Source organism: Novosphingobium sp. 63-713, from assembly GCF_001898925.1.
Classification (GTDB): domain Bacteria; phylum Pseudomonadota; class Alphaproteobacteria; order Sphingomonadales; family Sphingomonadaceae; genus Novosphingobium.
Genome location: NZ_MKVS01000008.1, coordinates 1 through 24,270, shown reverse-complemented (window position 1 = coordinate 24,270; position 24,270 = coordinate 1). Strand labels below are relative to the sequence as shown.

The following is a 24,270-nucleotide window of genomic DNA, read 5'->3' as shown; positions in this document are numbered from 1 at the left end:
ATGCAGCGGGGTACGCTTGCTTTCCGGATCACCGTCATCCTGGTCGGCAGCTTCGTCCTGCTGCAGCTCGCGATGTTCGCGCTGACCAGCGAGGCCAGCCGCGCGCCGCGCTCTGGCGCCGCCGGCCTGCCCAGTGTTGGACAGATGCGCGCCACAGTCGATCTGATCGAGGCGATGCCGCCCGAGCGGCGAGCCGCCGAAGTCATCGCGTTCGATGGCGCTCTCTATCACGTCCGCGTTGAGTCAGGCTCTCTCCCTCCATCGGTCGAAAGCGCCCAAGGAATGAGCATCGGCCGCATCTACAGCAGCGGGATGCCAGGGCGTCGTCTTTCCGTGACGGGCCGCGTCGCACGATTCCCGAGGCTCGCCCGCCTCAACCCATGGCCGGGGTGGATTGCCGACCCATTGGCCGTGCATGTCGCGTTGTCGGGCGACAGTCCCACCATGTTGTCCATTGAAAGCCAGCCGTCCGAATCGGTCCTCGTCGTACTGCGCCGACGCGCAACCCTGCTGGGTCTGGGCGGCATTGCCGCGCTGGTGGCGCTCGCCTTTGCAGTGCGCGCCACCACCCGTCCGATCGTCCGCCTCGCCCGCGACATCCGAACCTATCGCGGCGAGCCGGCTTCTCCCGATCTTGTAGTCGCCGGATCGCCCGAGCTGCGTGATCTCGCCCAGGCCTATAACGAGATGAAGGGCCGTATCGCCGAACTGATCGCCGAACGCACCCGCGTTCTGGCCGCAATCGCGCACGACATGCGCACCTACATCACGCGCATCCGCCTGCGCGCCGAGTTCATCGACGATGCAGAGCAGCGCGAGCGGGCGGCCCGTGACCTCGACGAGATGGCGGCGCTGCTGGACGATACGCTGCTCCTGGCGCGCGCCGAGGCCAGGGTGGACGAAAGCAGGCGACGCCTCGATCTCGCCGCCGAACTTCGTCGCATGGTCGAGATACGACAGGAGATGGGCGACACGGTCTCGCTGTCGCTCGCGGTCGAGCAGGCGCCTGTGGTCGCGGCCCCGCTCGCGATCCGCCGGATATTGTCCAATCTGGTCGACAATGCCCTGCGGCATGGGACGCAGGTCGTTCTGACGCTTTGTGAAGATGACGGTCGCTGGCGGATCGATGTTAAGGATGATGGCCCCGGTGTTCCCGACGACAGGCTGGGCGCATTGGGCGAGCCGTTTGGCCGGATCGATCCTTCACGAGACCGCAGCGCCGGCGCGGGTGCGGGGCTTGGGCTTGCGATCGTCCGGGCGCTGGTCGCAGCGCAAGAAGGCAAGATTTTGTTCGCCAACCGCGTCGATGGGGGCTTCGTGGTGAGCATTTGGATGCTGCCGCCCATGTCGGAGGCTTCCATGTGAGGTTGGGGGCGTTCGGGAATATGATGCGGTAAAGCCCCCAATATCCACTCTTATCCGAACCCGATCTACGTTGCAGCGGCTACGAAAGGCGGCTACGTCGCAGGCCGCACGACCAGCAGCCATAGGGCGAAGGCCGCGTTCGCAGAGCGCCCTCCGCTAGTTCGATGTCGGATTGGCGCGGGGGAGCAGACTCAGCTTAAAAGGCTTCTGCGGCGCTGACTTGTACGCATCCAGGCGAACGTACCAGCCTGAGCGGGGAGCAGCATCATCAGAAAGGCAATGAAGCTGTATAACAGGCAGGTCCCGGTCATCTTGCAGGAAGCCCCTCCCGCTATGAACGCGTAAAATCCCGCGGACGGCGTTTGTCGTCTGAATATGGTGAGAAGCTGGCGTTCCACTTTCACCCGCAAATGCCAGTCCTGGGACATTCCCACAGAGAGATCACGCGATCTACGATTATCTCCTGGCCAGACATTCCGAAGTGACCATAGGAGCCCGGATACATTGTCTTCCGGCCTATAAACTCGATGATCCATCTTGCTCCGTTTCGACGGGTCAGTCCGTCAAAGTGGACTCGATTTGCGTTCATCCAAATCGTCGCAAGCCGGGCCTGCTCGGCCTTCTCTTTCCATTCCGAGGATTTAAGACCGGTGCGCGGCCATTCGGGAGGGCTGGTGCCTTCCGGTATGAACCTTTGCCCCTCAAACACATCCACCCACACGCCCCGATATCGCTGCTGTGTCTCCATCTTATAGCACTGGTCTGTCGGCAACGATCCCCTTGTCTGCGCGTCGATCTGGTAACTGCATGGCTCTTCCCGAAATGCATGGCCATCGTAGCGGTAGCACCCACGTCCAATGTCCGCCTTCGCGCATGGCTTCATCATCAGTCGTGCACGCTCTTGATCTTTTGCACGTGCAAATACTTTGGGGTCAGGACGGTCGAGTGGCCCAGATTGTGCCTTTGCAACACCGAGTGTTGCAAGGGTCAGCGTTAATGCAAGTCGCAGTTGCACAATGGGCTCGCTTTCTTGATCGTTATCTATTGTAGCAAGCTGCACTATCTGCCGGATGTCCGCTAGGGGGCGCCTCAGGACGACAGAGCTGACAACAGCTGGAAGCTCGCGACCAGCTGAAATCGCTCCGGTGCATCTTGCTGAACGTCAGCATGGCCCAAAATCCGGCCGTTAGCCGCTTCCGATAAGGCCATCGCAAAGGCAATCAGGAGGGATTCGCGGGCATCCCGGATCAGCCGGCAATGCGCGGGCGGTCCTCATCTCTCAGTGCAAACCAACGTGAGGCAAATGCGACAAACACTTTTGAATTCAGCGGATAGCTGAAGAGATAGCCCTGCATCAGGTCACAGCCGATGTTTTGCAACTTGATGGCCTGTGAAGCGGTCTCAACCCCCTCGACAATACAAACCAGTCCGAGCGAATGGCAAAGGTTGACGACTGCGTCGATGATCGACACGCTGTAACTGTTGTCTAAATTAAGGGCGAAGCTGCGATCGATCTTCACCTTGTCGAGCGGCAGGCGATGAAGATTGCTAAGGCTGGAGTAGCCAGTACCAAAATCGTCCAGCGCCACCTGCATGCCAATCGCGCGAAATCGGCGGAGTGCATCAATGGCAGCGTCAAGGTTTCGCATCACCGCCGTCTCAGTCACCTCGATACAGAGGCGGCATGGATCAGCAGGCGAATTGCGGACCATGTCGAGAATCACATCCACCGTATCAGCAGAATGCAGATCGCAGGCAGATACGTTGACGGAGAGCGTTTTGCCAGGCGGCAGAACTTCCAGCAGTTCCAGCGCGCGACGCATGGCGTTTCGCGTGATCACATGGATAAGGGTGCTGCGTTCCGCTATTTTGACAAAGCGCTGGGCCTCGACCACCCCCAGTCGCGTACTCGTCCAGCGCGCCAAGAGCTCGCCGCCCACCACCGCGCCTGATTTCACCGAAACGATTGGCTGCACATCAAAATACAATTCGGTTTCGAATTCACTCGTATGCAGTTCCCCCTCAATGACGTGATCGTCCAGCAGTTGACGTTCCAGTTCCAGGTTGAATTGAACGGCTTGTCCGGACTTCTCCCGCTTTGCATGGTAGAGCGCGTGGTCGGCACGCTTGGCAAGATCGACCGGAGTGAGTTCGGGATCGACAAATGCACCAAGCCCGATTGACACACCCAAGCTCACCTGTCGGTCGCAAATTCGCATCGGAGCAGCCACAACCGCGCATATCTTTTCCGCAAGCTGCAGTGCGGCTTTTCCATCAAGCCATACGATCATCGCGAACTCGTCCCCGCCCACGCGATAGAGCGTGGCGATGGGGCCGGCCGTGTCGCGAAGCAGACGGGCGACTTCCACGAGCACCCGGTCTCCAACCAGGTGGCCGAACGTATCATTGATCGGTTTGAAGCGGTCGAGATCAATCCATCCCACCGTCATGGCGTTGAGGTTTGCCGGGATGACCGCACTTTCCAAATCGGCATAGAAACGCCGCCGGTTGTACAGCCCTGTGAGTTCGTCGCTGTCGGCAAGCAGGCGTGCCTCCCGCTCCTGCCGACCTGCTTCGATGGCGCTGTGGGATTGAACCGTCAGCTCTCGACTAAGACTTTGAACACGGCGCGCGATAACGGCGGCGACCGCCAGAAACGATACGATACACAAGCAGATTACCGGCAGCAATTCGCGAACTGCCAAAGAACCGGGAGCAAGGCGTTTCCAGGCAATTGTGCCGATCAGCGCACCCGACCAATCGCGTACCCCGGTTGAGGCTTCGTCCTCGGAGGGAGCGCTGTCCCGGGACCACCGAAGATGCCGCAAACCAAAGCCTTTCCCCCATTCTTCGAGCAGTTTGTCATCAAGCAAGCGTATATCGACAAAAATGCGATAGGAGGACTTGTCGAGTGTTGCCGGGCCATTTTCCCGGACGATCGGCGAAAACGCTATCAAAGCCGGCGTCGTGCCGGCCTTTCCGAGCAGCACCACTGCGTCGCCGCGTTGCCTTACTGCTGTCTCGCTTGCAGGGACACGGGCAAGTAAAGTTTTCAGCGTGCTTGGCCCGATCAAGTCAGCAAGAGGGGACTTCCTTCCGGATGGAAGATGCGCGAACAACGTTCGTCCTTTTGCGTCAATTACATAACTCAAGGCTATGGGCGTTCCCCATTGCGACATGATCCATGGATCGTCCAAGGAACCGTAAGCATGAGCGAAGGCATCATTCCAATGTGCATTGATGTACGTTTCATTGCTGATACGCGAACGTTCGCGATCAATTGCCCCGGAAATCGAGACGGCCGACAGCTGATCGGCATGCTCGTCTGCATTCCAGACGAGGAAATTGACAATGAGCACAGAGGTCAAGACGGAAAGACATATCAGTACGGTCAGCAATGCTGCGTTAGACGTGCTGCCCGCTCGCGAGACACGCAACGCCACGCGGTACACCTTCCCTAGCGCGGCGTAGAAATTTGCCATTGGAGGAAACTGCTCGAAATAGTTTAAAGTGGGGTAAATCCTCCCACTGGAATGCATACTTGAAGATACAGCTGCTCCGGGCCAACACACGCTTTACTTTGTGTCAAACATCGCCCTTCGACCTTGATTATTGGGAATACGGAAACTGCCCGTAATGGGCCAAAGATGCAGGCGCGCGGGTAAGAGACCGCACGCCTGCCTGGCAAAGACTGTTCATGGCCGGAACAGCCTTGCTCATGGTTCGATGGTGCTTATCCTGCCTCGTTCATCCACTGCACCGCATCATCCCCGGCCGCGATCTTGAGCGGCGCGCCCGGATCAGTGGCGGCCTGCCACACCGCCTCGGCCACGTCACTCGCATGGGTAACCGGGCCGCTCTCCTCGCGGAAGTTGGCGATCATACCTTCGATCATCGGCTTGTAATCGGGATTATCGAGCCCGCGCAGGTGCGGCAGGGCGTTGTTGCCGAAGCTCGTCTCGGGCGAGCGTCCGGGCAGGACGATATGCACGCGCACACCAAACGGCTGCATTTCAATCGCCAGGCTTTCGGTAAGCGCGTTCACGGCTGCCTTGCTCGCGCGGTAGACGCTGACCAGAGGAAGCGGTTTGAGTGTGACCGTTGATGTGACATTAATGATGGTGCCGCTGCGGCGCTCGCGAAATAGGGGCAAAATCGCCTGCACCATCGCCAGCGTGCCCAAGGTGTTGGTCTCGAACAGTTGGCGCGCGGTATCGGGCTCGATCAACTCGATCGGCACAGCAGCGCCGAAGCCCGCATTGTTGACCAACACATCGATATCGCCCGCCTGCGCCAGCGCTTTTGCGATGCTTGCAGGATCGGTGACATCGAGCGGCAGGATGGTAAGCCGATCGGACGCGGGCAGGATGTCGACCGTGGGTTGGCGCATCGTGGCAACGACGTTCCAGCCTTTCGCCAGGAAGTGCCTGGCGGTTTCGAGGCCAAAGCCCGAGGAACAGCCGGTGATGAGAATGGTGGGCATGAGATTACTCCGCAAGTGTGAACGGTCATCTCAATGTGGCCATGGCTTGCAGGATCAGCTATGGTCAGCTGTCTCGAATTCATTGGCGATAGTCCTGTTATGTCCGTTGACCCGCTTGCCGAGATCGTGACCCTGCTCCAGCCCTCGGCCAGCTATTCCAAGCTCGTCGAATATGGCGGGCGGTGGCGTATTCGCCGCGACATCGAAGGTAAGCCGGTCTTTTTCGCGGTGCTGGAGGGGGAGTGCCGGGTCGTGTCATCGGGTCGCCCGCCGATCATCGTGCGTCAGGGCGACTTCGTGCTTTCGCCATCAACCAGCGATCACATCGTGGAAAGCATCGAGGCGCCGCCGCACGGCATCGCGATGATGCCGGTGGATATTGGCGAGGGACGATTTCGGGTCGGGCCGCCTGCAGAGCAGGTCAATCTGCGGATGCAGGTGGGACTGTGCAGCTTTTCCTCGCCTGATGCCGCTTTGCTCGTGTCGCTGTTGCCAGCGATGATTGTGGCGCGTGGGGCGCCCCGGCTTGCGCTGTTGCTGCAACTGGTGGGCGATGAAACCCGCCATACGAGGCCGGGGCGCGAATTGGTGCTGGAACGCCTGCTGGAAGTGTTGCTGATCGAGGCGCTGCGCTTTGGCGCCGATATCATGTCAGTACCAAGTGTCGCGCGTGGGCTGTCGGATGACCGACTGGTTTCTGCCTTGCGCGCCATGCACGGCTGGCCTGCGCGTGGCTGGACAGTTGCCGATCTCGCCGCGGAAGCGGCCATGTCGCGTTCGGCTTTTTGTGCGCGCTTTCATCGCGTTGTCGGGCTGCCGCCGATGGAGTACCTGCTGGCGTGGCGCATGGCGCTGGCCAAGCGGCTGTTGCGCACGCATGAACTTGCTATCGAGCATGTCGCCGCCCAGGTCGGCTATGGTTCGGCGAGCACGTTCAGCACCGCTTTTGCCCGCCACGTTGGCATGCCGCCGATGCGCTATGTTCGGACAATGCGTGCGGTTTAGCAAGGATGGCTGGTTTCCCCGCACGTTATGTGCGGTTGGGTGGGATCGCAATGTCCCAAAATCGCTCATTCATGGACATCATGCACGAGATGAACGACCATCAGTTATAAGGGAGGTCAATCGGTCCCGTGGACGTCGGCTTTCGCGGCGTCTCGGGATGAAGTGCTCGGCGGCCCTTGAACCGGTCGGTCCCGCCCAACTTGAGCCATTTGGCTGATCGGCTGTGAACGGCGGATTTCAGGCAAACCCGCCGTTCGCCGTTGCTTGGTTCGTTTACCCCAACTTGCTCGCCAGCGCTGCCAGACCTTCGTCATAGATGCCTTTGAACAGGCTTACGATCTCGTCTTCCGTCACGCCCACGGGGTCAAACTGCCCGAACCATTCGACGCGGGCGGCGCGGCCACCATCGACGTCCAAGACGCGCAAGGTTGCCAGATAGTTCGCCTGCGGAAATGGCGCCTTCAGGATGTGATAGCTGTAGCTGCGGGCCTCTTCGTCGAACGCCATGAGGCGTTCCACAATTTCCTCGCCATCAAGATTGCGGATCCGGCGAACACGGCCGCCTTCCTCAAGCTGTGATGAAGGAATGTAGGGAAGCCAATCGGGGAGCGCGTTGAAACCGCCGATGAGTTGCCAGACTTCGGCCGCGCTGCGGGCGATATCGATGCTTGCGTATGCTTTTGCCATGATAAGTTTCCTTTCAACGTTGGTTCTGGAGGATGGGAGGTCAGATGACCCGGGCGGCAGGGCGCTGGCTCACAAGGGTGAGGCCGAACAGGATGAGGCCGACGAGCGTGAGGCCGAAGCCGGCCCATACTGCCGACAACAGGCCAAAGCGGGCGCCGATGCTCAGGCCCCCGGTCCAGGCACCCAAAGCATTGGCAGCGTTGAGCGCCGCGAGGTTCATAGCGCCCGCAAGGCTGGGGGCTTCGGGCGCGAAACGCGTCAGGCGCACCTGAATTGTCGGGATCGCCATCATCATGGCCGCGCCGATACCGAACAGGCCGGGGAAGAGCAGGAGGGGATTGGCGCCATAGGTGGCAAGAACAGCCATCACTGCCAGCGCGCTGCCATAGCCCAAGGCTATCCCGCGTGCCGGGTGGCGGTCTGCGATCCTGCCGCCAAGCAGATTGCCGACCGTCATGCCGATGCCGAAAACACCCAGAGCCAGCGGAATGACGGAGGCGGGCAGGCGCGCAGCGTCGGTGACGACAGGACCGATAAATGTATAGACCGCGAATATGCTGCCCACGCCGACTGCGGCGACCAGCATCACGCCCCAGATCGCAGGCTTGCGTAGCGCCGACAGCTCCTGAACCACAGGCACGCCATCAAGGGCCGTCGTGTCCGGCACCCAGCGCCCGATCGCGGCGAAGGCTAGGCCGGCGAGGAGGGCAACAGCACCATAGGTCTCACGCCAGCCCAGCGTTTGCCCCAAGAAAGTGGCAAGAGGAGAGCCGACAATCGTGGCGACCGTCAGGCCAGTCATTACAATGGCGAAAGCGCGGCCCGCACGGCCCGGCCCTGTGACATGGGCGGCCACGACCGCCCCGGCTCCAAAGTAGGCGCCCTGGGGCAAGCCGCTGATGAAGCGGGCGGCGATCAAACTGCCAAAACTGTCGGCCACGGCGGAAGCCAGATTGCCGACAAGGAACAGCGCCATCAGCCACAACAACAGCTTACGCCGATTGAGCCGCGCCGCCGCGAGCGTGACCAGCGGCGCGCCGATCACCACACCGAAGGCATAGGCGGTAATGGCGCTGGTGGCTAGGGGGGTGCTCAGGCCCAGATCCCGGGCAAAGAGCTGGATGATCCCCATGCTGGCGAATTCCGATGTGCCGATTACGAAACTGCCCAAGGCCAGCGCCAGAAGTGTCGTGGTGCCGCCGCGCCCGGCGCTTTCATCGCGGTTTTCGATTGTGAGAGCGACCGGGTGTGCGCCTTGCAGGCACTGCTCTCCCGTCGCCAGCGATGCTGACGTGTTCATAATGTTCTCCTGCGATTTTGGGCTGGTTTCAGTCGGCCAATGTCGGGAAGTCGGTGTAACCTTCCGCTCCGCCGCCATTGTCGCGTTCCTTTTCGTCTTGAACCGTGGTGATTGCCGGTGAATTCGAGCGGTCCGGCAATCCTTCGCCAATGGAGATCGCACATCGCGGGGCACTTGATTAGACAGCGGCTTTTCAAGGGATTTGATAGTCAGGTTCACAGATCGGGCGACAAGAGTGCCCGTTTGCATTAGACATGAACCGCTTGGGGGAAATGAGATCACAGGTGTTGCATGGATAATCGTGCCGGCGAGATGATGGTGTTTGTTCGGGTCGTCGAGGCGGGCAGCTTTTCCGAGGCGGCGCGGCTGATGCTGATGACGCCCTCCACCGTGTCCAAGCTCATCGCGAGGCTGGAGGCGAGGCTCGGCGTGCGGCTGATCGAACGCTCCACGCGGCGTCTGGCGCTGACCGGCGAGGGGCAGTTCTACTATGAGCGCAGCCAGGCCTTGCTGGGGCAGTTGGACGAGACCGAGCAGCAGATCGCGCAGGGCGGCGCAGTGGCCGAGGGGATCGTGCGCGTCACCTCATCGGTGACCTTTGGCACCGCTGCGCTGGAGCCGATCCTGCCCGCCTTCTTCGAAGCCTATCCCAGGGTCGTCGTCGATCTGTCGCTGTCGGATGAGGTCGCGGATCTCTATATGGAGCGCACCGACATAGCGATCCGCGTCGGCAAACTGGCGGATTCCAATCTGATGGCCCGCAAGATCGGCGAAACGCGCCGCCGAATCGTCGCATCGCCCGCCTATCTTGCCCGCCATGGCACCCCGCGCAGTCCGGAGGACTTGGTCCATCACAACTGTCTGGGCTTCAATTTCCGCCGCGCGATGCCGGTATGGCCGATGCGGGAGGGCGGGCGCATTGTCGAGCGGATGCTCAGCGGTTCGCTGTTGGCCAACAATGGTGAGACGTTGCGCCGTATGGCGCTGGCGGGTGTCGGCATCATCAGGCTTGCCGACTATCACCTGCGCGAACCGATTGCGCGCGGGGAACTGGTCGAACTGCTGGTCGACAGCGATCTGGGCGAGGCGGATGATATCCACGCCCTGTTCAAGGGATCGCAGTTTCTGCCCGCACGGGTCCGTGCGTTCTTGGACTTCACGGTGCCGCGCATGCAGGCGTTTCTGGAGCAAAAATAGGCGTGGCCGATCCGCCGCAATGACGAACCGGCCACGCCTGTTCAGGGTGATTAGTGGCCCAATACTTCCATGCGCATGACCTTTACGCCGCCTTGCGCAAGGTCGGGCAGTCTGGCGAACCATGCCTGAACATAGGGCATGGCATTGTGCGCCTCGAAATCCTCGCGCGATGCGAAGACCTCGTAGAAGATGAAGTGGCCCGGCTCGGCACGGTCCTCCTGAAGGAAATAGACAAGGTTCTTAGGGTCGCTGCGCACCAGAGCCACAAGCGGCAGCGTCGCTTCGCGCAACTGCGTTTCCTTGCCCGGTTTGGCGCGAACCTCGGCGATGATGGACCAGGCTCCTTGCGGGATTTGCGCGTATTGGATGCCGGATTTGGGTGGCAAGAGCGGCTGTGCATGGGCCAGAGCGGGAGCGGTCGTCAGCATCAGGGCGGCCAATCTCAGCGTTTTGAAAACATTATGCATGATCAATTCCTCCTGGTCGGCGGCGATTACAGTCCCGCCCGCTTGCGTTGATGCGTGGCAAGGGCATTGGCGAAGCGCTGCTTCACCGGGCCGAGCGCCTTCACAAATTCAAGCTGCTCGCCTTCCGGGCCTTTGCAGTAGATCAGCTCCCAGCCGTCCGATGGCGCGACGGTTACCTTGTTGGTGTTCGTGCTTTGAGGCGCGGCGCGGCGCTCGGCTTCGCTGTGCAGACGGATGGTGCGATTGGCGCGCACCTGCGTCATGCCGCGCCGGGCGGACTCGGCTTCGAGGTCGGTGATGAACTTGTTGAAGTCCACATCGTCGCGCACGTAAAAGCAAATGTGCATCATGCGCGGGAAGGCCGGGCTCATGTTCTCCAGCGGCGGGGCAAAGCTGTTGGGGCCGCCCAGCGGTTCATCGGCATTGCGATATTGCAGCAGTTCGATCACCACATTGTCGAACTGGATAAAGCGCACGTCGAGCCGCTGATCGCCTTCACGCAGGTTCGGCACGCCGATGGCGGCGGGGCTGACGTGGAGCTCGTTGGCGCGGATTTCCTGATCGGCCAGCAGCGTATTTTGGACCGAATCGCCCTGAAAATCGCCGTGGCGGAACACCTCGGTGCCGCCGAGCACCTCTGTGTAGAATTCGTAGGCGCGCTCCATGTTCTGGACGGTCAGCCCGAAATGCTGCACGCCTTGCAGCCGCGCGCCGAGCGGGGCCATATTGCGCGCTGCGGGCGACAGGCGATCGATCGATTGCGCGGGTGCAGGCGCCGCAAGACCCGTTCCAGCCACCAGCGCCGCACCCGAGGCGCGGAGCATATTGCGGCGGTCAAGGGCGGTTTCATGGATTGTCTTGGCTTCGGACATGATGATTTCCTTCCTTCCTGAACGGCGCGCGTATCAACAGCGCGCGGGGGACCCTCCGGCCGAGGCGCAACCTCGACCGGGGTGTGCTGGGATTTTTTGGGGATGCAGCCGGGGGAGGGGGCCGCGTCAGTCCGCGATGGGGAGCGGAGCCGCCGGGTTGACGAGGCCTTCGCTGCGCAGCGCGCGCCAGAAGTCGGCGGGCACGATCTCGGCAAGCGCGGCGCTGTCCTCGGCGATGCGGCCGGGGCGGCTCGCGCCCGGGATCACTGCGGCGACGGCGGGATTGGCCAGCGCAAACTGCAGGCCCGCGGCCTTCATGGTGATGCGATGGCTGTCGGCAATCGCCTTGATGCGCGCCACCTTGTTGAGAATCGCAGGCGTGGCAGGCGCATATTCAAAATTCGGCCCACCCACGAGCGCCCCGGAACTGTAAGGACCCCCCACCACGATGCCCAACCCGCGCTCGGCCACTTTCGGCATGACGCGCTGAAGCGAACGATCATGGTCGAGCAGGGTGTATCGACCGGCCAACAGGAAGCCGTCAGGGCGCGGCCCGTCGAGATCGAGCAGCAGTTCGATAGGTTCGACCCGGTTGACGCCAAGACCCCAGGCCTTGATCACACCTTCGTCGCGCATCCGGTCGAGCGCCTTGAACGCGCCGCGCCGCGCCTGTTCGAACATGGCTAACCATTCATCGCCATAGAAATCCTGCGCGATGTCATGGACCCAGGCGATGTCGATGTGATCGGTCTTCAGGCGCTTGAGGCTGTCCTCGATCGAGCGGTAGGTGGCCTCTTCGGAATAATCGTTAACGATCTTGTTCGGGCGGCCATATTTAAAGACATCGCCCTTCTCGCCTAGGTCACGGGCGCTGACGTCCTCGACTTCATCGAGAATGATGCGGCCGACCTTGGTGCTGATCACGAACTCATCGCGCGGTTTCTCGGCAAGGGCCGCGCCCATGCGGATCTCGGCCAGACCCGCGCCATAAAAGGGCGCATTGTCATAATAACGGATGCCGTCATTCCACGCAGCCTCAACCGTTGCCAGCGCTTCGTCTTCGGGAATATCGCGAAACATATTGCCCAGCGGCGCCGCGCCAAAGCCGAGTTGCCCGGGCAGAATATCCTTGAGTGCCATGGTTCTAACCTTTCATTTCCGTTCCGAACCCCATGTTCGGCGTTGAAGAAAGGAATATGTCCTTGGCGCGATGACGAGTAGCCGGGCCGAGATCGCAGCACTTTGGAAGCGCGTTCACAGATTGCTATGGAACTTGAGATAGCGAGGTTGTGAGGCCGGTAGCGAGCCGGAATGGTCACGCGCTGGGATGTGGTTCATCCGGCGCGCGCTTGGGCTGTTAAATGCAAGCCCCGTCCAGAGACGGCGGAACAGTTGCAGGGTGAGGTTGCGGCTGATCTTGCCAACGCCTCAGTTCCTGCGCATCCGCGCTTCCTTTCGCGCTGAGCGTCCGCTCCATCACCCGCTTAACCCCCGTGGGCGTCCATGCGCCGCCCCTCGGTGCCTCCACACGATCAGCGGTCAGGCGCTCAGCGATGGTCGCATAGGACCACCCAGCGGCGCGCAGGGTCTGCACCATCGGCCCGACCTTGGCAGCGTGGCCTCGCCCTGCCCATAGGCGGCTCTTACGTCCTTGGGGATCACCTTGCGGGAGGCCCAGCGGCCCGATTGAGTGCGATAAAGCTTTGCCATTCTAAGTGCCATTTGGATCGCTCATTTGGACCTGAGCGATTCTGAAAGCCTTGGAATATCGCCATTTCTAAGCCAATCAAGGCGTTAGTAGTGGTCTTGGCGGACAGGGTGGGATTCGAACCCACGGTGAGCTTCCACCCACGGCGGTTTTCAAGACCGCTGCCTTAAACCACTCGGCCACCTGTCCTTGCGTTGCGGCGCATAGCCCCGATTCCCGGCCAAGCGCAAGGGCTGGCGGGTTTTTTTGCGCGGATGCCTGTGCCATAAGCGACCGCATGACGATCCGCCCCACGCGCCACCGCTGCATGACTGCCTTGTTTTCTCTGGCTTTGGGGATGGCGGCCACGATGATGCCGCCCTCCCGCCTGTGGGCGCAGGAGGACGCCAGTCCGGCCGGATTTGACGCTTATATGCAGTTGCTGGCGGCGCGGGCGCGGGGCGAGGGGGTCAGCGAGGCGACCATTCAGGCGATGACCACCGGGCTGACCTATAATGCCCGCGTGATCCAGCTTGACCGCAGCCAGCCCGGCGCCAGCACGACCACCACGCCGCCCGCCTATGCGCCCTATCGGATCAAACATGTCGATGCCTCGCGTATCGCGCGGGGGCGGGCGGTTTACGGCAATGTGGCGGGCGATGCCGGGCGGATCGAGGCGCGCTATGGTGTGCCTTTGCCGATCCTGCTGGCGATCTGGGGCGCGGAAACCGACTATGGCGCGGCCAAGGGCGGGTTCGATCTGGCCGGTTCGCTGGCCACGCTGGCCTATGAAGGGCGGCGGCGCGAATTGTTTGCCGCCGAATTCATCGCGCTGCTCAAAATGGTGGATCGCGGCGTTCCGAAGGATCGCCTCAAAGGCAGTTGGGCAGGGGCCTTTGGCAACCCGCAATTCCTGCCCTCAGTCTATCTGCGGATCGCGCAGGATGGCGATGGCGACGGTTTTGCCGACATCTGGACCAGCCGGGTCGACACGCTTTCCTCGATCGGCGCCTATTTCCGCGATGCCGGGTGGAAGCCGGGGGTGCCATGGGGTGTGCCGGCATCTGTGCCGGACGGTTTTAACCGGGCCGGTGTCGCCTCGCGACTCGATTCGCCAGTTTGTCCGCGCGTCCATGCGCGCATGAGCCAATGGAAAACCGTGGCCGAATGGCGCGCATTAGGGGTCAATGCGGAGGGAAATATCAGGGATTCTGAACTCACTACGCTGATCGAGCCGGATGGCGCAGGAAAACCTGCTTTCCTCTTAACCGGTAATTATCGGGTTATCCTCGATTATAACTGCTCGAACTATTACGCCTTGAGTGTGGGATTGCTGGCCAATGAGATTGCCCGTTGAACGTCGAGTAGCGCGCCTGATGCTGGGATTGGCCGCTTCGGGGGCCGCGCTGGGGGCTGGAATGCCCGCCATGGCAGGGCTGAAGATCCCCTTCGTTTCGGGCGGCGGCAAATTGCCCCCCGCGCCCGCCACGCCCGACACGCCGCGCGCGGTTTCGGGTCCGGCGGCCGATTATCCGGTGGTGCTGGGTGAGCCCTATAAGGTGGGCGACACGGTATTTTCGCCCGCCAATGCGATGAATTATGACGCGGTGGGCTATGCTTCCGTGGGCGGGCCATCGACCGGCGTTTCGGCGGCGCATCACACGCTGCCGCTGCCTTCCTATGTCGAGGTGACGTCGCTGACCAATGGCCGCACGATTTTGGTGCGGGTCGAAAGGCGCGGGCCGATGGACAGCAATCATACGATCGAACTCTCGCCCGCCGCGCTGTCCCAACTGGGGGCGAGCGCTGACGGTCAGGCGCCGGTGCGCGTGCGCCGGGTCAATCCACTGGAAAATGAGCGTGCCCTGCTGCGCGCCGGGATGAATGCGCCCGAGCGGATGGCCACGCCCAAGCCCTTGCTGGCGGTGCTGCAACGCCGTCTGGCCACCGATCCCAATGCCAATCACGCGGGCGCCTCGCTGGCGACCAGCGTGCTGGTGGGCGCGGCCCATGACGACGACGACGATACCCCCGCCGCCAAGCCCGCGTCGAAACTGGCAACAGCGGCCCCGGTGGCGGCAAAGCCGGTAAAGGCAGCCATCACGCCCATGCCCGTGGCCCCCACGCCGCGCCAGCCCATTGCGCCGCCGGTTACGGGTGCATCCTACGCCACGCCGCGTTTTACCGCGCTTGCGCCGGTGAAGACGCCCACTGAACTGCCCTATGCCCCGCCGGGGCAACCGGCGCAGAGCTTTGTTCCGGCCAAGCCCGTGACCAAGCCGCTCGCCGTCGCAAAACCCGTCGCGATTGCCAAACCGACCGCCAAGGCAAAGCTTGCCGCCCCCATCGCTCTGGAGGCGCGTGTCAGCGCCGCGCCCGCCCCGGCTGCGGGCGGTTTCGTGGTGCAATATGGCGCTTTTTCGGACAAAAGCCGCGCCCAGTCGCTGGCCCGCGCCGCAGGGGCGCAGATCGTGGGCGGCGGCGCGCTCTGGCGTGTGCGCTCAACCGCTTACCCTTCGCGCTCGGCCGCCGAAGCCGCGCTGGCTAAAGCCAAGGCTGCTGGTTATACCGAAGCGCGAATCCAGCGCGGGGATTAAAGGTCGTTCCCCGCGTCTGGCGGCCTCCATCCAAAACGGAGGGGGACCGGACAGGTTGCGGGAACGGGTTTGAAAATTTCTCGAATGAAAAAGCTGCTGATTGCGGGCGTTACGGTTTCGGTCGCGGGGCTGGCGGCGCTGGCTGCGCATGGCGGGGTGAATTCGGGTCAGGTGGTTGTGCCGCTGGCCCCGCCTCTGCCTGCGCCCACATCGAATGCGGCCAATGTGGCGCTGGCCGCGCGGGCTGACGATCCCTTGCCGCCGCCCGAGGTGGGGGCGGCGCCGGTGGCTTTGCTTTATGATCTGGGCTCGGGGCGCACGCTTTATGCGCATAATGCCGACACGCCTTTCCTGCCTGCCTCGGTAACGAAGACCATGACCGCCTTTGTTGCCTTCGAAATGCTGGCCAAGGGCGAATTGCGCGAGGATCAGACCTTTACCGTCAGCCGCGAGGCGTGGCGCGAATGGCACTCCAAGGGCAGCCGCATGTTCCTGTCCGAGGGCAGCAAGCCGACGGTGCATGATCTGTTGATGGGCATCATGAATGTTTCGGCCAATGACGGCGCGGTGGTTCTGGCCGAAGGGGCCGGGGGCAGCGTGGCGGGCTGGGTCGAGAAGATGAATGCTACCGCCCGCAGCCTTGGCATGACGCACAGCCATTTCGGCACGCCCAACGGCTGGATGGACAAGGGCAACACCTATGTCTCAGCCAATGATCTGGTGAAACTGGCCAGCGCGATGCTGACTCGCTATCCCGATTATTACCGCCGTTTTGTGGGCCGGTCCGGCATGACATGGAACGGCATAACCCAGCCTAACCATGACCCCACGCTGGGCGTGGTGCCCGGCGCGGACGGGATCAAGACCGGCTTTACCGGTGAAGCGCATTACAATTTCCTCGGCTCGGCCCAGCGCGACGGGCGGCGCCTGCTGATGGTGCTGGCGGGCGTGCCGACCCCGCGCGAACGCACGGCGGCGGCCAAAGCCTTGCTGGAATGGGGCTTTTCCGCATGGGAGGACAAGCCGCTGGTGGCCGCCGGGACCAAGCTGGCAAGCGCGCAGGTGCAGGGGGGCAAGGTCGGCTCGGTCGATCTGGTTGCGCCGCGCGATATGTTTGCCACCATGCCTGCCGGGGCCTCGGCTCCGGCCAATTTGCGGGTGATTTATAACGGACCGCTGGTGGCGCCCATTGCCAAGGGAACGCCGGTGGCCGAACTGGAAGTGCGGCTTGGGGGAGCCGCGCCTGTGCGTTTGCCATTGACGGCAGCGCAGGAGGTCGAAAAAGGCGTGGTCATGGATCGGGTAAAGTTTGGTTTTTCAAGGTTGATTTCCTGATGGAGGAACAGGTCAGGGCACCGGGGCGCTTCATCGCGCTCGAAGGGGGCGAGGGCGTTGGCAAGTCGACCCAGAGCAAGTTGCTGGCCGAAGCCTTGCGGGCGGGCGGTTATGAGGTGGTGCTGACGCGCGAGCCGGGCGGCACGGCGGGCGCCGAGGCCATCCGCGCGCTGCTGCTGAACATCGAAGGCGAGGGATGGGGGGCGCGGGCCGAGGCTTTGCTGTTCGCTGCCGCGCGGGCCGATCATGTCGAGCGATTGATCCGTCCGGCGCTGGAACGCGGGGCATGGGTGATCTGCGACCGTTTCATCGATTCCAGCCGCGCCTATCAGGGCGGCGGCAGCGGATTGTCGGACGAGGATGTACTCACCCTTCACCGGATCGGCAGTGAAGGGCTGTTGCCCGACCTGACCCTGCTGTTCGAAGTGCCGGTTGATGTGTCATCGGCCAGGCTGGCGGCGCGCGACGCGGATGGCTCGGACCGGATCGGCGGGCGCGCGGCGGAATATCACGCCCGCGTCAGTTCGGCCTTCGAACGCTTTGCCGAGGCCGAGCCTGAGCGTTTCGTCCATATCGACGGGGCCGAGGATGTCTATGTCGTGCATGACGCCGTGATGTCGGCGATTGGCCCGCTGTTGTGACGCGCCTGCTGGGCCATGATGCGCCCTGGCGCGAATGGCATGCGGCGCTGGGCAGCGCGCGGATGCATCATGCGTGGATTCTGGCCGGGCCGCAGGGCGTGGGCAAGGGCAGCTTTGCCCGGATCGCGGCGGCCGAACTGGTGGCGCAGCCCGGCGTGGCCCAGCCTCCGGTTGAGGCGCATCCCGACATTCTGATCCCCGAATATCCGCCCGCCACAAAGGAAGACGAGAAAAAGCGCGAGGCGGGCGAGGATTATAATCGCAAGCGCTCGATCCCCATCGACGAGATCCGCCGGATGCAGCACCGGCTGAACACAAGGCCCACGCTGGGCAATCGACGCGTGGTCATTCTGGACACGGCCGATGATCTGGAAAAGAACGCGGTTAATGCGCTCCTGAAATCCCTGGAGGAACCGCCGGCGGGAACCTATTTCCTGCTGGTGGCGCATCGCATCGGGCGTTTGCTGCCCACGATCCGCTCGCGTTGCCGCATCCTGCGCTTTGCGCCGCTGGAGGATGGGCAGGTCGATCTGGTGCTGAGCCGGGCCGCGCCCCATACCGATGCGGCGACGCGGGCGGCGGCGATTGCGGCGGCGCAGGGTTCGCCCGGCGTCGCGCTGGAATTTGTCGAGGAGGATCTGGCCCCGGTCCATGCGCTGATGCAAAGGCTGGCGGTCGAAGGCGATCCCGATCTGGCGCTGCGGGGCGCTCTGGCCACGGTGATGGGGGCGCGGCCCAGCAGGGCGCGGGTGCAGGCGGCGTTCGAACTGGCGCGTGCGGTGCTGGCCGATAATCTGCGCGCGGCAAGTCCTGAGCGGCAGGCCCGGATGATCGAGGCCCATGCCGCGCTGGTGCGGCTGGGGGCCGAAGCGCCGATCTTCAATTATGAGCCGCCCATGCTGGCGATGGAGATGGGGGCCTTGCTGGCCTCCGCATCCGGGCGATAATCGGACACCGTAAATCGGAGATAGGCAAAAAAGCGGTTTGCAGCGGGCGGATGCTTGCCTAGAGAGGCGCAAATCTCTTTTATTGCAGGTGCCGCAGGCTCATGGCCGAACCATTCTATATCACCACCGCCATCGCCTATCCCAATGGCAAGCCGCATATCGGCCATGCCTATGAGGCGATTGCCGCCGATGTCATCGCCCGCTTTCAGCGCGCCTCCGGCCGCGATGTGCGGTTTCAGACGGGCACGGACGAACATGGGCTGAAAATGGCGCAGAAGGCGCGCGAGTTGGGCATCACGCCCCGCGCGCTCTGCGATGAAATGTCGGCCCATTTTCAGGCGATGTGCGACACGCTGAACATCAGCTATGACAAGTTTCAGCGCACCACTGACGAGGCGCATTACCGCGCCAGCCAGGCAATCTGGCAGGCGATGGAGGCCAAGGGCGACCTGTACCTCGACCGCTATGAGGGCTGGTATTCGGTGCGTGACGAGGCTTTCTATGACGAAAGCGAACTGGTCGCGGGCGAGGATGGCGTTAAGCTCTCGCCTCAGGGTACGCCGGTGGAATGGACGGTGGAGGAAAGCTGGTTCTTCCGCCTCTTGGCCTATGGCGATAAGCTGTTGGCGCTCTATCGCGACCATCCCGAATTCATCCAGCCCGAAAGCCGCCGCAACGAAGTGATCCGCTTTGTCGAGGGCGGCCTGCGCGATCTCTCGATCAGCCGGACCTCGTTTGACTGGGGCGTGCCGGTGCCGGGTTCGCCGGGGCATGTGATGTATGTGTGGGTGGATGCGCTCACTAATTATCTGACGGGTCTGGGCTATCCGGAAAAGACGCCGGAGATGGAAAAATGGTGGCCCGCCGATATCCACCTGATCGGCAAGGACATTGTCCGCTTCCACACCGTCTATTGGCCCGCCTTCCTAATGAGCGCGGATCTGGCCCTGCCCAAGCAGGTGTTCGGCCATGGTTTCCTGCTGCACCGCGGCGAGAAGATGTCGAAGTCGCTGGGCAATGTGGTTGATCCGCTCGAACTGGCCGAACGGTTCGGGGTCGACAGCCTGCGCTATTTCCTCCTGCGCGAGGTCAGCTTTGGCAATGACGGTTCGTACAGCGCCGAGGCGATTGTCACGCGGTGCAACGCGGAGCTGGCCAACAGTTTCGGCAATCTGGCGCAGCGCACCTTGTCTATGATTTTCAAGAATATGGGCGGGGTTTTGAAGGCCGATTGTGCGGTGGCCGAGGCCGATGTGGCGCTGCATGATGCGGTTGCCGCCGGCATTGCCGAAATGCGCAAGGCCTTTGCCGATTATGATTTCAGCGCAGGCCTTGATGGCTGGATGCGCGCTGTTTTCGCCTGCAACGCTTATGTCGATGAACAGGCGCCATGGACCCTGCGCAAAACCGATCCGGCGCGGATGGAGGCGGTGTTAATGACACTGCTGCGCTGCGTGCGCGATCTGGCGCTGGCGGTGCGGCCGGTGGTGCCGACGGCAATTGACCGTCTGCTCGACCAGATGGGCGTTGAAGCGCGCGATTATGATGCGCTCGACACCGATTGGCTCTCGGCGCTGGCGGGGCAATTCACCCTGTCGCAGCCGGTCGGCGTATTCCCCCGTCTCGAACTGCCTGCGGAGGACTGATGCTGATCGATTCGCATTGTCACCTCAATTACAAGGGGTTGGTCGAGGATCAGGACGAGGTTCTGGCCCGCGCTCGCGCGGCCGGGATCGGCGGTTTCCTCAACATCTCGACCCGGCAAAGCGAATGGGACGCGGTGATCGCCACGGCGGATCGCAACCCCGATGTCTGGGCCACGGTGGGCATCCATCCGCATGAGGCCGATGAACATGCCGATCTGGGCGAGGGGGCCTTGCTGGAGGCGACGCTCCATCCCAAGGTGATCGGGATCGGGGAAACGGGCCTCGATTATTATTACGACCATTCCGACCGCGCGGTACAGCAGGCCCTATTCCGCACCCATATTCGCGTGTCGCGCGAAACGGGTCTGCCGCTGGTCATTCACACCCGCGATGCCGAGGAGGACACCACGCGCATCATCGAGGAAGAGATGGGAGAGGGGACCTTTCCGGCGCTGATCCATTGCTTCACTGCCTCGGCTGGATTTGGGGCGCGGATGGTGGAACTTGGGCTGACCATCTCGCTTTCAGGCATTGTGACCTTCAAGAACGCGCGCGAGTTGCAGGCATTTGCGGCGGAAGTTCCGGCGGATCACCTTTTGGTGGAAACGGATTCGCCTTTCCTGGCGCCGGTGCCGCATCGGGGCAAGACTTGCGAGCCTGCCTATACCGCCGACACCGCGCGCTTTGTGGCGGGCCTGCGGGGCGTTGGCGTTGAGGAACTGGCCGCGCAAACTACGGCGAATTTCCGCAAGCTGTTTGGAAAAGCGGCATGAAGGCGATCATTCTGGGCAGCGGCACCTCGACGGGCGTTCCGCGCATCGGCGGCGAATTCGGGCTGGATTGGGGCGATTGCGATCCCGAAGAGCCGCGCAACCGCCGCACGCGCGCCTCGATCATCATCGAAAACGATGCCGGAACGCGTCTGCTGGTGGACACGTCCACCGATCTGCGCCAGCAATTTATCGCCAATAATATCCATAAGATAGACGCTGTTTTCTGGACTCACGATCATGCTGACCATGCCCATGGCATCGATGATCTGCGCCCTTTGCGCTATGGTCGTGGAGGTCCGATCCCCGGCTATGGCGTGGATGAAACCGTGCGGCGACTGCGTCAGCGCTTTGGCTATGTTTTTGCAGGACAATTTGGCTATCATACGATTGTCCAGCTCGAAACGCTGAACCAGTTGCGGATGTGCGCCGGGATCGGCATCGGTTGGACGGTGATGCCGCATGGTCCGGCCAAGAGCACCGGGTTTCGCTTTGATTGTGACGGCAAGACAATCAGTTACGCCACAGACTTCAGCGAAATTACCGATGAGATGGTCTCGCTGTTCTACGGATCGGATGTGCTGATCACCGACTGTCTGCGGCGCGAGGCGCATCCGACCCACGCTAATCTGACCATGGCGCTGGAACTGGCCAACCTGACCAAGGCCAAGAAGGTCGCGTTGATCCATCTGGACAAGAGCATGGATTACGCCACGCTGAGCCGTGAAATACCGGCCCATGCCGATGTCGGCTTTGACGGGATGATCATCACGGCATGAACCCGGCCGCGATCAGCATGGACCAGATTGTCGCGCTGATCGCGGTGGCTTTGATGCTGATGCTGGCTTGGCGCAATCTGTCGAGCTATCGGCTGGGCGCGGGTCGCAAGCTGGGCATGGCGCTGTTGTGGCTGGTGGCTTTTGGGCTGATTGCTTTGCTGGCGGCGCAGTTTGGAATGTAGGAGCGTGCAGGGTCAGAGCCCCATGCGCGGAGAGATCCACGAATCTCTTTTTACATAATTACCATTATGCTAAAACCTCTATGGGCGAGGTGGATTCTAATTGGAAGTGCGAATTTTGAGGATTTCCGGGCATTTTATGCCCCACTCGAAAGGATGCACGATGTATGGCCGAGCGAAACACGATCATGCAACGCCGCGATGCACGGGTACCTGTTGGCCGAATTGCGCATGAACTGGGCCGTCATCCATCGACGATCTATCGAGAAATCAGCCGCAATTTCCTGTATGGTGAAGATCCTTGGTACCGTGGCTATTATAGCCGTGTGGCGCATCGCAAGGCTGGTCACCAGAACAGATTATGAGACATTTCCGTTTCGCGCATGATGACCTGACCAAGGTCTGCCATGAGACGATCTACCAATTCATACATGGTCCCGAAGGCAGAAGGCTCGGCCTCTGGCACTATTTGCCCAGGCAACGCAAGGTGCGCCGTCGACGGTATGCGCGCAAGCCTCGTGGTCTGAATATTCCGCTCAGAAATACCATCGAACAGCACCCTGCGATCATCGCAGATCGCGTCCAGTTCGGACATTGGGAAGGTGATCTCATTGCTTTCAAAAAGGATTTCGGGAAATCGAACCTAACCTTACTGGTCGAGCGATGCAGTCGCTACCTTCTACTGGCTCGGAACCCCAGTCGATATTCCAGTGGTTTTATGGAGGGCATCGAGCAGTATCTTCGGCCCCTTCCCCAACCACTCCGTCGGAGCATTACCTTCGACCGGGGGACAGAATTTGCCGCTTTTTCCACTCTGGAGTGTAAGTTGGGCATGACAGCCTATTTCTGTCGGCCGTCAGCGCCTTGGCGAAAGGGCAGTGTCGAGAACAGCAACGGCAGGATCCGTCGCTTCCTCCCACCCGACACGGACATCAACCGGATATTCGATGCCGATTTGGCAGCACTCACCCATCGACTGAACAATATACCCCGAAAATGCCTCGGCTTCAGAACTCCGGCCGCAGTTTTCAAAGAGCAGATTGTCGCCTGCTTGTAGGCATAACGTAGGATCGCCGTGGGTGGGACGAGCCCCACCCACGGCGATCTGATAACCAATCCCTCGACTTTCGCGCTTCAAATGGAAATCACACGACCAGCGATGAAGCCAGCCATCGGCTTCTTGCAACCGCTCTTGCCGGGCATCTCCTGCGTGATAACCCTGGTCTTCTTGTCAATCAGGATCGGCATTCAAGATCCCCGATGACGGATCGGATGAAATCAGCGCGTGGGCGTGGGCTTTTCGCCTGAATAATCATAGAAACCACGCCCGCTCTTGCGACCGAACCAGCCTGCCTCGGCATATTTCTGAAGCAAGGGCGCGGGCCGATACTTGCTGTCGCCCGTAGTCCGCAGATAGACCATCATGATTTCGTAAAGCGTGTCCAACCCGATGAAATCAGCCAGTTCCAGCGGCCCCATCGGATGCGCCAGCCCTAATTTCACACCGGCGTCGATATCGACAATACTGCCCGTGCCATTGCCCAGCACGAAAATAGCCTCATTGATAAAAGGCACAAAGATGCGATTGACGACAAAGCCAGGATCATCCTGCGCCAGCACCACCGTCTTGCCCAGCTTTTCGCCAAAAGCCTTGGTGCGGGCGGTGACATCATCGCTGGTCGCAAGACCGGGGATCACCTCCACCAAAGGCATAACGGGGACCGGATTGAAAAAATGCATGCCGATAAAGCGGCTCTGGTCCGGCGCGGAACGCGACATTCGAGTGATCGAGAGCGAGCTGGTGTTGGTCGCCAGAATCGCGGAAGGGGCAAGGATACTTGCCGTACTCTCGAAAATCTTGAGTTTGATTTCCTCGCGCTCGGTCGCGGCCTCAATGATGATATCGGCCTCGGCCATGGCGGCCAGTTCGCCCACAGGCGTGATCGCCGCAAGGATGGCTTGCGCCTGATCCTCGCTCAACTTTTCCTTGGCAACCAGCCGTGCAAGCGACTTGCCGATGCCCGCCTTGCCCTTTTCAGCCAGCTCCAGGCTGATGTCCGAGAGCCGCACGCTATGTCCGGTTTGCGCGGCAGTCTGGGCAATGCCCACGCCCATCTGGCCCGCGCCGATTACACCAACGATTTTCATGATTTCTGCCTTTCAAATCCCTCAGGCGACAGCCTTAGATCTTCCCCGTCAGTTCAGGCACGGCCTGGAACAGATCCGCGACCAGCCCGATGTCGGCCACCTGGAAGATCGGCGCGTCCTCGTCCTTGTTGATGGCGATGATGGTCTTGCTGTCCTTCATCCCCG

The 24,270-nt window shown here is 61.6% G+C and carries 21 protein-coding genes, 1 tRNA gene and 2 pseudogenes; 13 read left to right on the top strand and 11 right to left on the bottom strand.

Annotated features, from left to right (window positions below):
• Complete coding sequence (locus tag BGP00_RS05315) at positions 1 to 1,365, top strand: ATP-binding protein (protein ID WP_292694091.1); 1,365 nt, start codon at positions 1 to 3, stop codon at positions 1,363 to 1,365.
• 1,247 nt (positions 1,366 to 2,612) lie between these two features.
• Here BGP00_RS05315 and BGP00_RS05310 read toward each other — a convergent pair.
• Both BGP00_RS05310 and BGP00_RS05305 read right to left on the bottom strand, forming a co-directional pair.
• Complete coding sequence (locus BGP00_RS05310; RefSeq protein ID WP_292694042.1) at positions 2,613 to 4,847, bottom strand: EAL domain-containing protein; 2,235 nt, start codon at positions 4,845 to 4,847, stop codon at positions 2,613 to 2,615.
• Between the two features lie 251 nt (positions 4,848 to 5,098).
• Entirely contained in the window at positions 5,099 to 5,848 is a 750-nt protein-coding gene (locus BGP00_RS05305) for an SDR family oxidoreductase (RefSeq protein WP_292694039.1), read from the bottom strand.
• A gap of 99 nt (positions 5,849 to 5,947) precedes the next feature.
• Between BGP00_RS05305 and BGP00_RS05300 the strand changes: the two genes are divergently transcribed.
• Positions 5,948 to 6,853: an AraC family transcriptional regulator gene (locus BGP00_RS05300; RefSeq protein ID WP_292694036.1), complete on the top strand. Its 906-nt coding sequence runs from the start codon at positions 5,948 to 5,950 to the stop codon at positions 6,851 to 6,853.
• Between the two features lie 273 nt (positions 6,854 to 7,126).
• Here the strand turns inward: BGP00_RS05300 and BGP00_RS05295 are convergent, their stop codons facing one another.
• Positions 7,127 to 7,540 carry an SRPBCC family protein gene (locus tag BGP00_RS05295; RefSeq protein ID WP_292694034.1) on the bottom strand — a complete coding sequence of 138 codons (414 nt, stop codon included), beginning with the start codon at positions 7,538 to 7,540 and terminating at the stop codon, positions 7,127 to 7,129.
• 40 nt (positions 7,541 to 7,580) lie between these two features.
• Positions 7,581 to 8,840, bottom strand: a complete 1,260-nt coding sequence (locus tag BGP00_RS05290) for an MFS transporter (RefSeq protein WP_292694031.1) — start codon at positions 8,838 to 8,840, stop codon at positions 7,581 to 7,583.
• A 291-nt stretch (positions 8,841 to 9,131) separates the two neighbouring features.
• On the opposite strand from BGP00_RS05290, the gene BGP00_RS05285 reads away from it, so the two are divergent.
• Positions 9,132 to 10,037 carry a LysR family transcriptional regulator gene (locus BGP00_RS05285; protein WP_292694028.1) on the top strand — a complete coding sequence of 302 codons (906 nt, stop codon included), beginning with the start codon at positions 9,132 to 9,134 and terminating at the stop codon, positions 10,035 to 10,037.
• Positions 10,038 to 10,087: 50 nt separating this feature from the next.
• Here the strand turns inward: BGP00_RS05285 and BGP00_RS05280 are convergent, their stop codons facing one another.
• From BGP00_RS05280 to BGP00_RS05265, 5 genes are all read right to left on the bottom strand, one after another.
• Positions 10,088 to 10,477, bottom strand: a complete 390-nt coding sequence (locus BGP00_RS05280; protein ID WP_292925717.1) for a putative quinol monooxygenase — start codon at positions 10,475 to 10,477, stop codon at positions 10,088 to 10,090.
• A 53-nt stretch (positions 10,478 to 10,530) separates the two neighbouring features.
• On the bottom strand, positions 10,531 to 11,376 hold the full coding sequence (locus tag BGP00_RS05275; RefSeq protein ID WP_292694022.1) for a VOC family protein: 846 nt from the start codon (positions 11,374 to 11,376) through the stop codon (positions 10,531 to 10,533).
• A gap of 126 nt (positions 11,377 to 11,502) precedes the next feature.
• Positions 11,503 to 12,516 carry an aldo/keto reductase gene (locus BGP00_RS05270; protein ID WP_292694021.1) on the bottom strand — a complete coding sequence of 338 codons (1,014 nt, stop codon included), beginning with the start codon at positions 12,514 to 12,516 and terminating at the stop codon, positions 11,503 to 11,505.
• 217 nt (positions 12,517 to 12,733) lie between these two features.
• On the bottom strand, positions 12,734 to 12,973 hold the full coding sequence (locus tag BGP00_RS25370; protein ID WP_366522356.1) for a recombinase family protein: 240 nt from the start codon (positions 12,971 to 12,973) through the stop codon (positions 12,734 to 12,736).
• 210 nt (positions 12,974 to 13,183) lie between these two features.
• Positions 13,184 to 13,273, bottom strand: a tRNA-Ser gene (locus BGP00_RS05265).
• A gap of 160 nt (positions 13,274 to 13,433) precedes the next feature.
• Here BGP00_RS05265 and BGP00_RS05260 point away from each other — a divergent pair.
• The 10 genes and pseudogenes from BGP00_RS05260 (at position 13,434) to BGP00_RS05215 (ending at position 23,014) form a co-directional block, all read left to right on the top strand.
• The gene (locus tag BGP00_RS05260) at positions 13,434 to 14,420 is read left to right on the top strand and encodes a lytic transglycosylase domain-containing protein (protein WP_292694089.1); all 987 of its coding nucleotides are present in this window, start codon (positions 13,434 to 13,436) and stop codon (positions 14,418 to 14,420) included.
• The gene (locus tag BGP00_RS05255; RefSeq protein WP_292694019.1) at positions 14,404 to 15,660 is read left to right on the top strand and encodes an SPOR domain-containing protein; all 1,257 of its coding nucleotides are present in this window, start codon (positions 14,404 to 14,406) and stop codon (positions 15,658 to 15,660) included. Before BGP00_RS05260 ends, BGP00_RS05255 begins: the two co-directional genes overlap by 17 nt.
• An 84-nt stretch (positions 15,661 to 15,744) precedes the next feature.
• The gene (locus BGP00_RS05250) at positions 15,745 to 16,995 is read left to right on the top strand and encodes a D-alanyl-D-alanine carboxypeptidase family protein (RefSeq protein WP_292694017.1); all 1,251 of its coding nucleotides are present in this window, start codon (positions 15,745 to 15,747) and stop codon (positions 16,993 to 16,995) included.
• Positions 16,995 to 17,636 (top strand): dTMP kinase, encoded by a 642-nt coding sequence (tmk, locus tag BGP00_RS05245; RefSeq protein ID WP_292694015.1) that lies wholly within the window; start codon positions 16,995 to 16,997, stop codon positions 17,634 to 17,636. The genes BGP00_RS05250 and tmk overlap by 1 nt, the downstream gene beginning before the upstream one ends.
• On the top strand, positions 17,633 to 18,583 hold the full coding sequence (locus BGP00_RS05240; protein WP_292694013.1) for an AAA family ATPase: 951 nt from the start codon (positions 17,633 to 17,635) through the stop codon (positions 18,581 to 18,583). Before tmk ends, BGP00_RS05240 begins: the two co-directional genes overlap by 4 nt.
• A 101-nt stretch (positions 18,584 to 18,684) precedes the next feature.
• The gene (metG, locus tag BGP00_RS05235; RefSeq protein WP_292694011.1) at positions 18,685 to 20,229 is read left to right on the top strand and encodes a methionine--tRNA ligase; all 1,545 of its coding nucleotides are present in this window, start codon (positions 18,685 to 18,687) and stop codon (positions 20,227 to 20,229) included.
• Positions 20,229 to 21,002, top strand: coding sequence for a TatD family hydrolase (locus tag BGP00_RS05230; protein WP_292694010.1), 774 nt, complete (start codon positions 20,229 to 20,231; stop codon positions 21,000 to 21,002). Before metG ends, BGP00_RS05230 begins: the two co-directional genes overlap by 1 nt.
• Positions 20,999 to 21,778, top strand: a complete 780-nt coding sequence (locus tag BGP00_RS05225) for an MBL fold metallo-hydrolase (RefSeq protein WP_292694008.1) — start codon at positions 20,999 to 21,001, stop codon at positions 21,776 to 21,778. Before BGP00_RS05230 ends, BGP00_RS05225 begins: the two co-directional genes overlap by 4 nt.
• Positions 21,775 to 21,960, top strand: coding sequence for a hypothetical protein (locus BGP00_RS05220; RefSeq protein ID WP_168604686.1), 186 nt, complete (start codon positions 21,775 to 21,777; stop codon positions 21,958 to 21,960). Before BGP00_RS05225 ends, BGP00_RS05220 begins: the two co-directional genes overlap by 4 nt.
• Positions 21,961 to 22,124: 164 nt before the next feature.
• Positions 22,125 to 23,014 (top strand): annotated as a pseudogene (locus tag BGP00_RS05215) (IS30 family transposase).
• 221 nt (positions 23,015 to 23,235) lie between these two features.
• On the opposite strand, the gene BGP00_RS05210 reads toward BGP00_RS05215, so the two are convergent.
• Both BGP00_RS05210 and BGP00_RS05205 read right to left on the bottom strand, forming a co-directional pair.
• Positions 23,236 to 24,105 carry a 3-hydroxyacyl-CoA dehydrogenase NAD-binding domain-containing protein gene (locus BGP00_RS05210; RefSeq protein ID WP_292694005.1) on the bottom strand — a complete coding sequence of 290 codons (870 nt, stop codon included), beginning with the start codon at positions 24,103 to 24,105 and terminating at the stop codon, positions 23,236 to 23,238.
• Positions 24,106 to 24,139: 34 nt separating this feature from the next.
• A pseudogene (locus BGP00_RS05205) lies at positions 24,140 to 24,270 on the bottom strand (electron transfer flavoprotein subunit alpha/FixB family protein); the annotation flags it as partial.

Bases quoted from the DNA above. Each gene is read 5' to 3' on its own strand.
- BGP00_RS05315 (WP_292694091.1), top strand. From the start codon at position 1: ATGCAGCGGGGTACGCTTGCTTTCCGGATCACCGTCATCCTGGTCGGC.
- BGP00_RS05310 (WP_292694042.1), bottom strand. From the start codon at position 4,847: ATGGCAAATTTCTACGCCGCGCTAGGGAAGGTGTACCGCGTGGCGTTG.
- BGP00_RS05305 (WP_292694039.1), bottom strand. From the start codon at position 5,848: ATGCCCACCATTCTCATCACCGGCTGTTCCTCGGGCTTTGGCCTCGAA.
- BGP00_RS05300 (WP_292694036.1), top strand. From the start codon at position 5,948: ATGTCCGTTGACCCGCTTGCCGAGATCGTGACCCTGCTCCAGCCCTCG.
- BGP00_RS05295 (WP_292694034.1), bottom strand. From the start codon at position 7,540: ATGGCAAAAGCATACGCAAGCATCGATATCGCCCGCAGCGCGGCCGAA.
- BGP00_RS05290 (WP_292694031.1), bottom strand. From the start codon at position 8,840: ATGAACACGTCAGCATCGCTGGCGACGGGAGAGCAGTGCCTGCAAGGC.
- BGP00_RS05285 (WP_292694028.1), top strand. From the start codon at position 9,132: ATGGATAATCGTGCCGGCGAGATGATGGTGTTTGTTCGGGTCGTCGAG.
- BGP00_RS05275 (WP_292694022.1), bottom strand. From the start codon at position 11,376: ATGTCCGAAGCCAAGACAATCCATGAAACCGCCCTTGACCGCCGCAAT.
- BGP00_RS05270 (WP_292694021.1), bottom strand. From the start codon at position 12,516: ATGGCACTCAAGGATATTCTGCCCGGGCAACTCGGCTTTGGCGCGGCG.
- BGP00_RS25370 (WP_366522356.1), bottom strand. From the start codon at position 12,973: ATGGTGCAGACCCTGCGCGCCGCTGGGTGGTCCTATGCGACCATCGCT.
- BGP00_RS05260 (WP_292694089.1), top strand. From the start codon at position 13,434: ATGATGCCGCCCTCCCGCCTGTGGGCGCAGGAGGACGCCAGTCCGGCC.
- BGP00_RS05255 (WP_292694019.1), top strand. From the start codon at position 14,404: ATGAGATTGCCCGTTGAACGTCGAGTAGCGCGCCTGATGCTGGGATTG.
- BGP00_RS05250 (WP_292694017.1), top strand. From the start codon at position 15,745: ATGAAAAAGCTGCTGATTGCGGGCGTTACGGTTTCGGTCGCGGGGCTG.
- tmk (WP_292694015.1), top strand. From the start codon at position 16,995: ATGGAGGAACAGGTCAGGGCACCGGGGCGCTTCATCGCGCTCGAAGGG.
- metG (WP_292694011.1), top strand. From the start codon at position 18,685: ATGGCCGAACCATTCTATATCACCACCGCCATCGCCTATCCCAATGGC.
- BGP00_RS05230 (WP_292694010.1), top strand. From the start codon at position 20,229: ATGCTGATCGATTCGCATTGTCACCTCAATTACAAGGGGTTGGTCGAG.
- BGP00_RS05225 (WP_292694008.1), top strand. From the start codon at position 20,999: ATGAAGGCGATCATTCTGGGCAGCGGCACCTCGACGGGCGTTCCGCGC.
- BGP00_RS05220 (WP_168604686.1), top strand. From the start codon at position 21,775: ATGAACCCGGCCGCGATCAGCATGGACCAGATTGTCGCGCTGATCGCG.
- BGP00_RS05210 (WP_292694005.1), bottom strand. From the start codon at position 24,105: ATGAAAATCGTTGGTGTAATCGGCGCGGGCCAGATGGGCGTGGGCATT.